General features: G+C 67.8%; 11 protein-coding genes. 8 read left to right on the top strand and 3 right to left on the bottom strand.

What is annotated here, in order from left to right:
- Window positions 1–118 precede the first annotated feature (118 nt).
- Genes DY926_RS06835 through DY926_RS06825 form a run of 3 tightly spaced genes read right to left on the bottom strand, consistent with a single transcriptional unit; the run spans window position 119 to window position 2,170 of the window.
- Window positions 119–1,075, bottom strand: a complete 957-nt coding sequence (locus DY926_RS06835) for a cell division protein FtsX (RefSeq protein WP_116702697.1) — start codon at window positions 1,073–1,075, stop codon at window positions 119–121.
- Window positions 1,075–1,746 carry a cell division ATP-binding protein FtsE gene (locus DY926_RS06830; RefSeq protein WP_116702696.1) on the bottom strand — a complete coding sequence of 224 codons (672 nt, stop codon included), beginning with the start codon at window positions 1,744–1,746 and terminating at the stop codon, window positions 1,075–1,077. Before DY926_RS06830 ends, DY926_RS06835 begins: the two co-directional genes overlap by 1 nt.
- Window positions 1,747–1,771: 25 nt before the next feature.
- The gene (locus DY926_RS06825) at window positions 1,772–2,170 is read right to left on the bottom strand and encodes a hypothetical protein (RefSeq protein WP_116702705.1); all 399 of its coding nucleotides are present in this window, start codon (window positions 2,168–2,170) and stop codon (window positions 1,772–1,774) included.
- Between the two features lie 133 nt (window positions 2,171–2,303).
- Here DY926_RS06825 and DY926_RS06820 point away from each other — a divergent pair, with 133 nt between their 5' ends.
- Genes DY926_RS06820 through DY926_RS06785 form a run of 8 tightly spaced genes read left to right on the top strand, consistent with a single transcriptional unit; the run spans window position 2,304 to window position 13,584 of the window.
- Window positions 2,304–2,885, top strand: a complete 582-nt coding sequence (locus tag DY926_RS06820; RefSeq protein ID WP_116702695.1) for a chemotaxis protein CheW — start codon at window positions 2,304–2,306, stop codon at window positions 2,883–2,885.
- Window positions 2,882–4,264 (top strand): CheR family methyltransferase, encoded by a 1,383-nt coding sequence (locus tag DY926_RS06815; protein ID WP_116702694.1) that lies wholly within the window; start codon window positions 2,882–2,884, stop codon window positions 4,262–4,264. The genes DY926_RS06820 and DY926_RS06815 overlap by 4 nt, the downstream gene beginning before the upstream one ends.
- On the top strand, window positions 4,261–4,800 hold the full coding sequence (locus tag DY926_RS06810) for a chemotaxis protein CheW (protein WP_116702693.1): 540 nt from the start codon (window positions 4,261–4,263) through the stop codon (window positions 4,798–4,800). The genes DY926_RS06815 and DY926_RS06810 overlap by 4 nt, the downstream gene beginning before the upstream one ends.
- 6 nt (window positions 4,801–4,806) lie before the next feature.
- The gene (locus DY926_RS06805) at window positions 4,807–6,489 is read left to right on the top strand and encodes a methyl-accepting chemotaxis protein (protein ID WP_116702692.1); all 1,683 of its coding nucleotides are present in this window, start codon (window positions 4,807–4,809) and stop codon (window positions 6,487–6,489) included.
- Between the two features lie 10 nt (window positions 6,490–6,499).
- Window positions 6,500–8,605, top strand: coding sequence for an ATP-binding response regulator (locus DY926_RS06800; RefSeq protein ID WP_116702691.1), 2,106 nt, complete (start codon window positions 6,500–6,502; stop codon window positions 8,603–8,605).
- On the top strand, window positions 8,602–9,693 hold the full coding sequence (gene cheB / locus DY926_RS06795) for a chemotaxis-specific protein-glutamate methyltransferase CheB (protein ID WP_116702690.1): 1,092 nt from the start codon (window positions 8,602–8,604) through the stop codon (window positions 9,691–9,693). The genes DY926_RS06800 and cheB overlap by 4 nt, the downstream gene beginning before the upstream one ends.
- A 10-nt stretch (window positions 9,694–9,703) precedes the next feature.
- Window positions 9,704–11,620, top strand: coding sequence for a response regulator (locus DY926_RS06790; RefSeq protein WP_241503094.1), 1,917 nt, complete (start codon window positions 9,704–9,706; stop codon window positions 11,618–11,620).
- A complete protein-coding gene (locus DY926_RS06785; protein WP_116702689.1) occupies window positions 11,617–13,584 on the top strand; it encodes a response regulator in 1,968 nt (655 codons plus the stop codon). The genes DY926_RS06790 and DY926_RS06785 overlap by 4 nt, the downstream gene beginning before the upstream one ends.
- The last annotated feature ends 2 nt before the right edge of the window (window positions 13,585–13,586 follow it).

Below are 13,586 nucleotides of genomic sequence, written 5' to 3'. Positions count from 1 at the left end.
GCGTCGCGCACGAACCACGCCAGTCCCATGCCCCATGCCACGCCCATGGCCAGCAGGCAGGCGCGCAGCACGCGGCAGCGCCAGCGCGCGCGGACCCGCAGGCGGTGGCGGGATCGTTTCATGGCAGGCGGCGCAGCCAGGCGCGCACGGTCATCTGTGTCGTGATCCAGCCGGTCAGCCCCGCCGCAGGCGGCAGGGCCAGCAGCACCCATAACAGCGCATGCGGCAGGGCGTCGATGCGGCTTAACGGGTCATGCCAGTCCATGGGTGCGGTGGCGGCCGGATCGCCCAGCGCGCTGAACGGGGCGGCAAGCTGCGACATGACCAGCAGCATCGGCAGGGCCAGCACGCTGCCGCACAGCCCGCCGCCCAGTGCAAGCAGTGTCACGCGGGAGGCGAAGCGGCCGGAAATATAGCCATCCGTCGCCCCCAGTGAATGGATCAGCGCAATGGCCTGCCGCCGGGTCTGCAACCCGGCGCGGGTCGCGGCCATGACCACGCATACCGCCACCGTCATCACGATCAGCACCGCCAGCAGCGCGCAGCCCTGAAGACTTCCGGCAAGGGCGGCCAGCCGGTCGCTCCATACGCTGTCATGTTCCATCACCACGCCGGGCACGCGGGCCTGCAACTGCGCCAGCAGGTCGGGTGCCGGGTTGTGGCCGGGCAGGGCGCGTACCTCGATCACGGCGGGCAGGGGGAGTGTCTGCTCACCGGTCTGCTCAATCCACGGGGCCAGCAGGGCGCGCAGTTCCGCATCGGTCAGCCGGTGGGCGCTGACAATGCCCGGCGTGGTGGCCAGCAGGTCCAGCACCACCGCAATGCGCGTGGGCGGCGGGCCGGAGGACGGGGCGGGCGTGGCCGGGCGGCTGGCCGGGTCGTCAGGCGCTGGCACCTGCATGGTCGTGACCGTGCCCGCGCCATGCGTCCAGCGCTGGGAGAGGGAATGTGCCGCGATGCCGCCCGCCAGCGCCAGCGCCGCCAGAAAGGACATGGCCCCGACAAGAAAGGGCAGGAACCGCCCCGGCAGCGCCTGGCGCAGGGCCAGCCCGTCATGGTAGCGCTGGCGCGCCATCAGGTATAATCCCGCACCAGATGGCCCCGCGCCAGTTCAATGGCGGGGGCGGGGTATTTGCGCACGATCGCGTCGTTATGGGTCGCAACCACAATGGTCGTGCCCAGTTCGGCCAGCCGGTGGAACATCATGAGCAGGCGCGCGGCCTGCCGTTCATCCAGCGCGTTGGTCGGTTCATCGGCCACCAGCAGGGCGGGGCGGTAGATCACGGCGCGTGCGATCGCAACCCGCTGCTGCTCCCCCCCCGAAAGCTGCGGCGGCAGCGCGTCGAGGCGGTTTTCCAGCCCCACCCATTTCATGATGGCATGGACCTCGTGGCTGATCTCGGCTTCCGCGCGGTGCTGCAGCCGCAGGGGCAGGGCCACGTTGTCAAATACGTTCAGGTCCGCCAGCAGCCGGAAGTCCTGGTGCACGCTGCCGATGCGCCTGCGCAGGCGGGCCAGCGCGCCACGCCGCGCCTGCATGACCGGCACGCCCAGTATCTCGACCATTCCCGCGCTGGCCCGTGCCTCAAGCGAGAGGATGGACAGCAGCGACGACTTGCCCGCCCCCGATGGCCCCAGCAGCCAGCGGAACCCGCCCTGCGGCACATCCAGGCTCACATGCGACAGCGCGGCCTGTCCCGTGCGGCTGTCGCCATAGGCGTAACTGACATCGTGCAGGCGGAACATGCGGCTGGGTCCATCCCGTCCTTTTTTACATGGTGCGCGCGGCGATGGTGGACAGCGTGGCGCACAGCGCCGCCGCGGCCATGAGCGCAAGCCCGTCAAACACCAGTGCGGAGGGGGTGAGCAGGTGCGTGCCCACCTCAAGGTGGTCGGGAATGGAATGGGCCACCTTTGCGATCACGTCACGCGTCTGCGGGTCGCTGCCGGCGGCATTGGTGGCGATGCCCATGATATGGGGCAGCAGGCTCCAGCCGATGCCAAGGATCAGGACAAGCGGGGCAACAAGTTCGGAGATCTGCTGGACCAGATAGAACAGGAAATAGAAAACCGACCATACCGTCACCCGCAGGATGCGGGCCACGCTGATGCCACGGCCTGCCGTGGCGGGCGGGCGTTCCTGCGAGGGGTTGGAAATGGGACTGTCCATTGAAACAAGACTCCGGCCGTGGGGCAGCTTCCCCGAATTGAAGGAAACGCATTCCTGCCCGAGGTAGCGATGGCTTGTATTAAATGCAAACTTCTGCCTTGTGCATATGGTAAACAGCAGGTTGTGCAACCCCATGGATCACGCCACATCATCTGGCGGTAACGCGGCCGGAGGCGCGCGGATGGAAATCGCGCCGGTCATGATCTTTCGCGTGGGCGCGCGGCTTTATGGCTTGCCCGCGGGGCAGGTCGTGCGCGAATGCATGCCGGTGCCCGAACTGCTGCCACTGGCGGTGACGCTGCCGCATGTGTCGGGCTGGTTCAGGCTGGGCGGGGCCATGGTGGTGGTGCTCGACCTGGGGGTGCTGCTGGGGGAGCGGCTGCACGCGGTCACCCAGCCGGTGGACCTGCTCTATCGCCCGCTGCTCCTGTGCAATCTGGATGGGGGCGGGCATGTGGCGCTGCTGGTCGATGGCGCGCTGGAGGTTACGCATCAGGGCGTATTGCGGCCCGGCACGGTTGACGGCGCAGGGCCGGAGGTGGAGTGTGCGGGGCAGGAACTGGAACTGAAGGATGGCAGCATTGCCTTCATGTTGCGCATGGCCGACATCCTGACACATGGCGAGCGCCTGCGGCTCGACGCCCTTGCGGCGCGCACCCGCGCCCGCGCGGCCCTGTGGGCGGAAAACGTGGGTGAGGGGGAGGACCGTCCATGACCGGGCCGGGGGCCTTTCCGCCCGCCGGTTTCCGGCGGCTGGTCAATGCCGTGACCATGCGCACGGGCCTGCATTACTATGTGGACAAGACCGACCTGCTCCAGCAGGTGGTGGGTGCGCGCATGCGCCTGCATGGCTGCCTGACCTGCCACGACTATCTCGCCCTGCTGTCCGATGATGTGCGGGGTGATGCCGAATGGCGTGAACTGGAATCGGCCATCACCATCGGTGAGACTTTCTTCTTCCGCTATGCCGAGCAGTTCCAGGCGCTGGAGCATACCATCCTGCCACGGCTGATCCGCCGGGCGGAGGCGACGCGGCATCTGCGGGTATGGAGTGTCGGCTGCTCCAACGGGGCCGAACCCTATTCCATCGCCATCGTGCTGACACGCCTGCTGGAGGAGGCAGGCATGACGGTGGCGGACTGGCATATCGAAATCCTGGGCACCGATATCAGCACGCGCGCCCTTGAACAGGCGCGGCGGGCGGAATTCAGTGCGTGGACCCTGCGCGACATTCCGCCCGGGCAGCGGCAGGAATGGTTTGTCCCGGCGGGCGGGCGCGCATGGCGGCTGCACGAACGCTACCGCCGCATGGTCAGCTTCAGCTACGGCAACATCCTTGACCTGCTGCGCCCCGATGGCGGTCCCGCCGGTCCGTTCGACCTGATCCTGTGCCGCAACGTGCTGATCTATTTCGCGCAGGCGCAGGCGGTAGGTCTGGTGCGCGCCATGGCGGACCGCCTTGCCCCCGAAGGCTGGCTGCTGCAGGGGCATTCGGAGCCGGTATCCGATTTCAGCCCGTTTCTTGACACCGTGCGCCTGCCCGGCACGCTGGCCTTTTGCGCCCCCCGCTCCGGCCCCCGGCAGGATGTGGCCCGGCAGCCCGTGCTGGCGGGGCCGCCCGCCGCGCCACGCCGCGCCCCCGTTCCGGCCCTGCCACCCGCCCCGGTGGTGGACAGCACAACCATCGCCACCGAGATCCGCCGCGTGGCGGATAGCGGCCATGTACGGCGTGGTATGGAGATGTGCCGCGACTACCTTGCCCGCCACCCGGTCGATGCCCGCATCCATTTCCTGTTTGCCGTGCTGGCGTGGGGCGAGGGGTCGCTCCTGCAGGCCGAGGAGTCGTTTCGCCGCGTCATCTACCTGTGCCGTGACCATGTCATGGCGCGCTGCTACCTGTCGCGCATGCTAGAGGAAAGTGGCGGATGGGCGCAGGCGCGCAGGCTGCGCCAGCAGATGGTCGATCTTGTCCGCCGCTGCCCGCCGGACATGGTCCTGCCTGATGGTGACGGGCTGACGGCAGGCGGCCTGCTGCGGCTTGTACGCCAGATTGGCGATGCGCCCGCCATCCGGGCTGCACGGATTTCATCATGACGGCCGGTGGCATAGAACGCCCCACGGGCAGCAGTGACGCCTTTGCACGGCGCGTGCTTCGCGAACGCGCGCGCATCATGGCCGCACGCGGGCAGGATGATACGCAGGCCACGACCCGCCGCCCGCTGGTCATGCTCGACCTTGCCGGGCAGTGCTGCGGGGTGGACCTGCATGCCGTGCTGCGCGTGACCGACCCGGTCTGGAGCGACATGCCGCGCAGGCCCGACTGCCCGCCCGGCGTGCAGGGCGTGCATGGCTATCAGGGTGACCTGTATACGGTGTTCGACCTGTCGGTACTGCTGGGGGGCGCGCGGCTGGACAGGCCGGGGGTGATGCTGCTGCTGCGTTCGGTCTCCAGCATCCCGCTGGGGCGGATCGCCCTGCTGGCCACGGCGGCCACCGGCACGGTGGAAATCGCGGGCACGCCCACCCCGCTCACGCCCTCGGGCTTTCCACAGGCGCGCCTGCCCGATGGGCGCAGCCTGACCGTTATCGACCCCGCGCGCCTGTTCTCTTCCCGTTATGTCGGAGTGTGAAATCCCGTGACAATCGCCAATCGCCTGCTGTTCGGCTTCATGGTCGGTGTCCTGCTGCTGGTCTCGCTGGGGATCTACGCACTGGGGCAGATCCGTGAGGTGCGTGATGAAATGACCCTCATCGTCACGCGCGATCTGTCGGTCTATCGCGAACTGACGCATATCCGCGCCAACGAGAACGACCTGGTGGCGCGCCGCCTCGCCATCCTTGCGCATTACTACGCGCATGATTTCGAAACCGCGCCCGCCGTGCTGGAAGACGCCATTGCCGCATGGGATGAAAAGGCGCGTGAGGCCGAGGGCCTGCTGGCGGGCGTGCTGTCCCGCGCGGAGGAAGCCGGACGCCTGGCGCGCAGCGATGACCAGCGCGACATGTTCAATACCGTCGCTGCGCAGTTGCGCGATATTTCCGGCCAGTTCCAGATGGATACGCGTGCGGCGGGCATGTTGTTCCAGGCCATGCGCGCGGCCAATGACGCCAGCGTGCGCGAACAGGCGTCACGCATAGACAGCCGTGAACAGTCCATCGACCTGCTGGTCAGCCGGGCGGCCTCCCTGCTGGACCACGGCGTGCAGGTGGCGGAAACGCAGGGGGCCGCATCCTATGACTACAGCCGCCGCTCGCTTGCCATCGGCATGGGGCTGGCGGTTGTCGTGGCGCTGATCGTCACGTTCTGGACACGGCGCTCCATTATGGAGCCGATTTCCTCCATCATGCACGTGATGGAGCGCGTGGGGCAGGGTGACCTGGCCACGCGCGCCAAGGTGGGCGGCATGGGCGAGGAACGTGACGAGGTCGCCCGTCTTGCCGCGGGCCTGAACCGCATGATCGACGGCCTGCGTGAAATCGCGCGGCAGAGTGGCGAGGTGACGCAGAACCTTGATACGGCGGTGGCCGAGATCCGCGCCTCCACGCAGCAGCAGGCCGCAAGCGTGGAAGAACAGTTCGCCGCCGTGCAGGAAACGGCGGCCACGGTGGACGAGATCACCCATTCGGGCGCGCAGATCAGCAAGCGCGCGCGGGAGGTGATTTCCTCGGCGGAGGTGATCGTCCACAGCTCCGCCAGCGGGCTTGAGGCGGTGGAGGAAACCGCGCGCGCCATGGCCCATACCCATGACGGGGCCGAGGCCGTGGCCTCGAACATCGTGGCGCTGTCCGAACGGACCGAGGCGATCAGCGAGATCATCGCCACTGTCAATGACCTGTCGGAGCGTTCGCACCTGCTCGCGCTCAACGCCGCGATCGAGGCGGCTGCGGCGGGCGAGCATGGCCGCTCCTTTGCCGTGGTGGCGGCCGAGATGAAGATCCTGGCCGACCAGTCGCGTGACGCGACGCAGAATGTCCGCGCCATACTGGGTGACATCCAGCGCGGCATCAACACCTCCGTCATGCTGACGGAGGAGGCGGTCAAGCGCGTTTCCGCCGGTCGGGAACGGACCGACATCGCCTACCGCACCATCGAGCGCATGACCGGCGGCATCGAGGAAGGGGTGCATGCCTTCCAGCAGATCGTGGCTTCGACCAACCAGCAGCAGATCGGGATCGAACAGGTTATGACGGCGCTGCAGAGCATCCGCCAGGCCAGCCAGCAGACATCGGCCGGCACCCGTAACCTGGAGGTCTCGGCCAGCAACCTTGGCAAGCTGTCCAAGCAGTTGCTGACCATCTCCGCACGTTACCGGACCTGACGGCAAGGCCGTGGAAAGCCTTCGGGACGAACTGCTGGCGGTATTTGACGCGGAATATCGCGACCACCTGCGCGCCATCAGGGCCGTGGTGGCGTCCGGCTGCGCGGACCGGCGCGACGTGGCGGAAATATTCCGCCGTGTCCATTCGCTCAAGGGCGCGGCCCGCGCGGTGGAACTGCCCGCAGTCGAAACCGTGGCGCACACGCTGGAAAACCGCCTGTCCGCCCTGCTGGCCGCCAGCGCCCTGCCGGATGCGGATGACCTCAGGGCCATTACCGACACGCTTGATGAGATCGACCTGATCATGACATCGGCGCCGCCGGAGGAGGACACACGCCCCGAAGCGCCCGCACCGGCCGATAACGCGGCCTATGTGCAGGTGCCTGTCGCACGGCTCGATGCGCTGGCCTCGGCCGTGCATGACCTCATGTCGGTGGCGGACCGGCACGAGCGGCTGTGGGCGCGGGTGATGGACCTGCTGGCGGATTCACGCGCCGTCATGCACGCGCCCGAACGCATGCGCGCCGACCCGGTGGCCGAATTCGGCAGGATGACACGCAGGCTCATGGCGGTGGGGCGTGAGCGTGAACTCATGGCGGGCCAGATCGACCGCGCGCTCCTGCGGCTGGGGGAGGAAGTGCATGCCGTCACCCTTGTCCCGGCGGAAAGCGTGTTCGGCTCGCTTGCCCCCATGGCGCGGCGCATCGCGCGTGAGCATGGCGGGCCGGAAGCCGGGGTGGACGTGCATATGCACGGCATGGGCGTGCAGACCGAACGGCGCGTGATGCAGGCGCTGCGCGACCCGGTCATCCACCTTGTGCGTAATGCCATCGTCCATGGGTACGAGACACGCGCCCAGCGGCTGAAGGCGGGCAAGTCGGAACGCCTCAACATCACCATTTCCGTCACCCTGACCGGGGTGCGGCTTCAGGTCGCGGTCAGTGATGACGGGCGCGGGCCGGACCTGCGCGCCATTGCCGCGCGCGCGGCGGGGCAGGGGCTGGTCCATGCCGATGCGCCGCTAGATGCGCGGCAGTTGCTGGCGCGTGTGTTCGAACCGGGGTTTTCCACCCGCGGGCAGGCCGACAGCCTGGCCGGGCGCGGGGTGGGCCTGTCGGTCGTGGCCGAGGCGGCGCGCGCGCTGCACGGCACCGTGCGCATGGAACAGCGCCAGCCCGCCGGCACCACGGTCACGCTGACCGTGCCGGTCTCGCAGCGGCAGCGCACGGTGCTGCTGGTGGAAAACGCGGGCCAGACGCTGGGCCTGCCGGGGCGGGTCATCCGCCACCTGCTGCGCATCCGGCGCGAGGACATCCGCATGCTCAATGGCCTGCCCTTTGGCGTGGTGCCGCACCCGCCCGATGGGGTCCGGCCTGCGCCCGAGGCCACGCAGCAGGCGGAAGAACTGGTGCCGCTGGTCCCGCTCATGGCCTTTGTGGGTGATGAGGACGCGCCCCTGCCGGTGCGCGACGGTGCGGTCAGCGTCGCGGTGATGGAGGTTGATGGCGTGCGCTGCGGCTTTGCGGTCGAGCGCATGGTGGACGTGCGCACCCTGCTGGTGTCGGATGCCACGGCGGTGGGGCTTGATAGTGAACTGGTCCCCGGCATCGCGTGGCCGCGGGAGGACCAGCCGGTCTTTGTCCTCAGCCCCGACCGGCTGTTCGCGCGCTGGCGGCTGCGCGGCAATGGCGGGACGGTGCGCTTCAGCGATGTGGACGAGGCCGCCCGCGTGACCCCGGTGCGCCATGCGCCGCTGGTCATGGTGGTGGATGACTCGATCACGACCCGGACATTGCAGAAAACGATCCTCCAGTCCCATGGTTATGATGTCTGCCTTGCGGTGGATGGGGAGGAGGCGCTGGCGCAGCTCCAGCAGTCCACGCGGCATGTCGATGTGGTGGTGACGGATGTGGAAATGCCGCGCATGGATGGCTTCGCCCTGCTGGCGGCCATGCGGGCCGATCCGCATCTGGCGGATATTCCGGTGGTGCTCATGACATCGCGTGACGAGGGCGAGGACGTGCGCCGGGGCATGGAAGGGGGCGCGCGTGCCTACCTGACCAAGCAGAAATTTGATCAGGGCGAACTGATCGACACCATAAGGGGACTTTTGTGAGCACGCTCACGCCCCAGCCCCCGCGCCGCGTGCTGATCGTGGAAGATTCGGCGGTGCTGCGCCACCTGCTCATGCGCGTGGTGGCCAGCGACCCGCGCCTTGAACTGCTTCAGGCCGTGGAAACGGCGGAAGAAGCCCTGCGCCTTGTCCCGCACCTGCGCCCCGATGTGATCTCCATGGATATCTGCCTGCCCGGCATGGACGGGCTGGAAGCCACGCGGCAGATCATGGCGCATTTTCCCACGCCCATCGTGATTGTCAGCGATACGGTGGGGAATGAGGCCACCAAGGTTTCCATGAACGCGCTGCGCTCGGGCGCGCTGGCGGTTGTCGAGAAGCCGCAGGGCCTCTCAAGCGGGGGCACGGGGGCCACGGCGCAGGGCATTGCGACGCAGCTCTATATCATGAGCCAGGTGCCGGTCATCCGCCGCCGCATGGTGCAGGCCGAACCATCGCCCCGGCCAGATGTCTGGACCCGCCCGCTTGATATCCACCCCCGTATCCTTGCCCTTGCCGCCTCCACCGGCGGGCCGACCGCCTTTGCGCGCGTGCTGGGTGACCTGCCGGCCGATTTCGCGCTGCCGGTGGTGCTGGTGCAGCATATGGGCGAACCTTTCATGGAAGGTTTCGCCCAGTGGCTGGACCAGCAGGTGCCCATGCCGGTCATGCTGGCGCGGCACGGAACGCCGCTGGCGCGCGGGCGGGTGCTGGTGGCCCCGGGCAACCGGCACATGACGGTGGGCACGCGCGGCGAGGTCGTGCTGCATGATGAAGCGCAGGTGCAGGGGCAGCGCCCTTCGGCCGATGTGCTGTTTTCCTCCGTTGCCCGCGTATTCGGGGCCGATGGCCTCGGCGTGCTGCTGACCGGCATGGGGGAAGACGGCGTGGAGGGGCTGGGCCGCATCCGCGCACGCGGTGGCTACACGATTGCGGAAGACCGCAGTACCTCGGTCATCCACGGCATGCCCGGCGCCGCCGAGCAGGCAGGGGCCGCGTGCATAAGCCTGCCGGTGCATGAAATCGGCCCGCATATCCTCCGGCTTCTGGCAGGCGGCCAGACACCGGCCGACAGACTTCAGGAAGGATGATGACCTCCCCATGTCCCTGACCAATGGAAAGGATGACCCGGACACGCTGCTGCTGGTCGAGGATTCGGACACGCAGGCGCTGCGCATCCGCCGCATGCTGGAAGGGCACGGCTTTCACGTCCATCGCGTGGCCAGTGGCGAGGAAGCGCTTGATACGCTGGATGAGCGCCTGCCGGGGCTGGTGATCGCGGACTATCACCTGCCGGGCATGAATGGCGGCCAGCTTGCCCGCCAGTTGCGCATGAACGCGGTGACGCGCACCATCCCCGTCCTGATCCTGACGGAGGGGATCGAGCCGGGTCTGGAGCGTGAAGGGCTGGAGAGCGGGGCGGATGCCTACATCCCCAAATCCTCGGACCCCGCACTGATCGTCTTCCGCATCCGCGCGCTTTTGCGCGAGCACGCGGCCCATGCGCCCAGCCTGCGGCCCGAACGTGTCTTCCGCCGCGCACGCATCATGGTCATCGCCCCCGAACCCGCACAGCAGCAGGCGGTGCCGGAACTGATCGGGCAGTTGCGGCGTGACGGGCATATCGTCACGCTCTGCCATGACCCCGAGCGGCTGGAGCCCTCCCTGCTGCATGACCCCGACCACATGCCCGACTGCGTGGTGATTGATCTGGCATGCCATGAATTCGACGGGCTGGAAGTCTGCCGCAGGCTGGATGGATGGCGGCAGGAAGACCTGCTCTCGGGCAACGTGCCGCCGCGCATACTCGGGGTGGATGGCGGCCCCCGGCCGGATGCGCGCGCGTTTTCGGCCCGCGTGTTCGAGGCGGGGATAGATGATCTCGTCTCACGCGATGTGGGGCCTGCGGCGCTTGCGCTGCGCATCCGCGTGCTGGTGCGGCGCAAGCTGCTGCAGGATGACGTGCGCCGGATCGAGATGGAGCGCCAGGCGCGTGAGGTCGCGGTCCGGAGCGCACGCGCGCAGGCGGCAGCCATTGCCTCCAAGGCATCGCTGGCGGAGGCGCTGGAACAGGCCAACCGCGAACTGGCCGACGCCAACCGCAAACTGATCGAGACACAGGGCAAGCTGGTGCAGACCGCCAAGATGGCGTCCTTGGGTGAACTGGTGGCCGGGATCGCGCATGAGATCAACAACCCGCTCGCCTTCATCCTTGCGCACAAGGATACGGTGGCGCGCGGGCTGGAACGGCTGAAGGACATGGAGGCCACCTGCACCGATGCGGGCCAGCCGGAGCGCGAGGCCATACTGAACAAGTGCCGTGACCGCGTGGGTTCCATGAACATGGGGCTGCGGCGCATCCAGAACCTTGTGCTGAACCTGCGCAAATTCTCCCGGCTGGATGAAGGGCTGTTCCAGCTGATCGACGTGCCCGAAGCGCTGGAAACGGTCATGGCGCTCCTGACCCAGAAGCTGGGCAGCGGCATCGTGGTCCGGCGGCGTTATGAAGCGCCGGAGCGGCTGTACTGTCAGGCGGCGCTGCTCAATCAGGTCATCATGAACATCATCAGCAACGCCGCCGATGCCATCCTGGCCGCCCAGCCCGAGGACATGTCCGCCCGCAGCGGCATCGCGGAGGGGGAAATCGAGATCCATACCTTCCTTGCGCACAAAGAAGGCGGGCAGGACAGTTATGTCTTCGTCATTACCGACAGCGGCCCCGGCATCGCGCCCGATGTGCAGGAACGTATTTTCGAGCCGTTCTTTACAACCAAGCCGGTGGGTGCGGGAACCGGGCTGGGGCTGGCCATCGCCTACAGTGTGGTGCAGGCGCATCATGGCAGCCTTTCGGTAGGGCGGGCGCCGCAGGGTGGCGCGCGCTTCACCATTTCCGTACCGTGGAACCCCGGCCCGAGCGGTGAGAGCCTGCCGCCGGGGCCGCCACCGTCCGACCCGGCCGGCCGGGCACCGCATGAACCACCGCGTCCCGCGCAGGGGCAGGGAGTTACAGACCAATGAATACCGAACCTGCGGTACAGCCGCGCCCCGTTGTGCTGCTGGTGGATGACGAGGCGGAAATCCTTGTCGCTCTGACGGACCTGCTTGAAGATACGTTTACCGTCCTGTCCACCACATCGCCCATCGCGGCGCTGGAAATCCTGTCCACCCGCAATGATGTGGACGTGATCGTATCCGACCAGCGCATGCCCGAGATGGGGGGAGATGTCATGCTGGCGCGCGCGCGGGAGACCTGTGACGCGCAGGCGATCCTGCTCACGGGCTATGCCGATATCGGCGCGGTGGCGGCGGCGCTGAACCAGGGGCGGATTTCATTCTATTCCCACAAGCCATGGGACCCCGACGCCCTGCGCGCCATGATCGTGCAGGCGGCGGATTACCACCGGCTGGAACGTGAACTGCGCACCGAGCGCATGCTGCTGCACGGGCTGCTGGACAACCTGCGCTCGGGGCTGGGGTTCAAGGACGCGCAGGGCCGGTTCATCCGCATCAACCAGCAGGCGGCCGATTTCTATGGCCGCGACATCGCCGCCTGTCTGGGCCGCACGGAGGAGGAACTGTGCGACGCCGAACTCCTGCCCATCATCCGCGCAGCACAGGAACGCCTGCTGGCCGAGGGACGGGACGAGGAGACTTTTGAACTGCCCGCCCACATACGCGGTGGCGCGCAGGGGCGGTGGCGTGAGATTACGCGCGTGGTGCTGGGCGCGCTGGGGGATGGCACGGCATGCTCCGTCGTGATCAACCGCGACGTCACGCGCCAGCAGGAAATGGCGGCCCGGCTGCGCCAGGCGGAGAAAATGCAGGCGCTGGGCACGCTGGCGGGCGGGATCGCGCATGATTTCAACAACCTGCTGACCGCCGTGCTGGGGTCGCTCGAACTGGTGCGCGACATGGGACCGGAAGACGGACCGATGGCGCGGCTTCTGGACAATGCCGCCGCCGCCGCCCAGCGCGGGGCGTCATTGACACGGCGGCTGCTCAATTTCAGCCGTCCGCGTGACCTGAGCCTTGAGCCGGTGGATGTGAATGCCCTGCTGCACGGCATGAAGGACCTGCTGGCCCAGACGGTTGTGTCCCGGCAGGGCAAGGATGGTGGCGCGCCATGTACCATCGTGGTGGATACCGCCGCATCGGACGGGATGTTGCCGCCGGTCAATACGGATGCGGGCCAGCTTGAACTGGCGGTGCTCAACCTGTGCATCAACGCGGTGGACGCCATGCCCGGTGGCGGCGTGATCCGGGTTTCCACCGGGCTGAAACGGGTGAAGGAAATCGTGGCGGGCACCAACCTTGTGCCCGGCAGGTATGTCATGGTTTCCGTGACAGATCAGGGCGTTGGCATGTCGCCCGAGACGCTGGCGCGGGTGTTCGAGCCGTTCTTCACCACTAAGGATGTGGGCCGTGGCACGGGGCTGGGGCTGTCCATGATCTATGGCTTCATCCGCCATGTGGGTGGCGAGGTACAGGTGCGCAGCCAGCCGGGAGAGGGTACGCGGGTTGACCTGTGCCTGCCCGTGCAGGCCGGTGCGGTGGAAAATGACACTTCGGCTGCCACCAGCCCTGCCGTCGCGGGCGAGGGGGAGACGGACCGGGTATTGCACGTGATGGTGGTGGATGACGAACCGGGGGTGCGGGCGGTAACGGCAGGGTTCCTGCGTGCGCGCGGGCATGACGTGCGTGAATATGCCAGCGGCGCCGAGGCCGTGCGCGCCATGGAGGAGGGCGTGGGGCCGATCGACCTCGTGATCATGGATGTCATGATGCCGGGCATGGGCGGACTCGAGACGGCGCATCGCCTGCAGGCCCTGCGCCCCGGCCTGCGCGTGCTGTACCTGACCGGCTACGCCAATGCGGGCGCATTGCCCGCGGGCAGCGCCGATGTCATGCACAAACCCTTCACCCGCGCCGACCTTGCCACCCATATCGACCGGATCATGAACCGTACCGCGCAGGAGGCATGAGG

Source organism: Komagataeibacter melaceti (genome assembly GCF_003403295.1).
GTDB lineage: Bacteria > Pseudomonadota > Alphaproteobacteria > Acetobacterales > Acetobacteraceae > Komagataeibacter > Komagataeibacter melaceti.
The sequence above is the reverse complement of the archived record's forward strand: the minus strand, read 5'-3'. Positions and strand labels throughout refer to the sequence as shown.

Bases quoted from the DNA above. Each gene is read 5' to 3' on its own strand.
- DY926_RS06835 (WP_116702697.1), bottom strand. From the start codon at position 1,075: ATGGCGCGCCAGCGCTACCATGACGGGCTGGCCCTGCGCCAGGCGCTG.
- DY926_RS06830 (WP_116702696.1), bottom strand. From the start codon at position 1,746: ATGTTCCGCCTGCACGATGTCAGTTACGCCTATGGCGACAGCCGCACG.
- DY926_RS06825 (WP_116702705.1), bottom strand. From the start codon at position 2,170: ATGGACAGTCCCATTTCCAACCCCTCGCAGGAACGCCCGCCCGCCACG.
- DY926_RS06820 (WP_116702695.1), top strand. From the start codon at position 2,304: ATGGATCACGCCACATCATCTGGCGGTAACGCGGCCGGAGGCGCGCGG.
- DY926_RS06815 (WP_116702694.1), top strand. From the start codon at position 2,882: ATGACCGGGCCGGGGGCCTTTCCGCCCGCCGGTTTCCGGCGGCTGGTC.
- DY926_RS06810 (WP_116702693.1), top strand. From the start codon at position 4,261: ATGACGGCCGGTGGCATAGAACGCCCCACGGGCAGCAGTGACGCCTTT.
- DY926_RS06790 (WP_241503094.1), top strand. From the start codon at position 9,704: ATGTCCCTGACCAATGGAAAGGATGACCCGGACACGCTGCTGCTGGTC.
- DY926_RS06785 (WP_116702689.1), top strand. From the start codon at position 11,617: ATGAATACCGAACCTGCGGTACAGCCGCGCCCCGTTGTGCTGCTGGTG.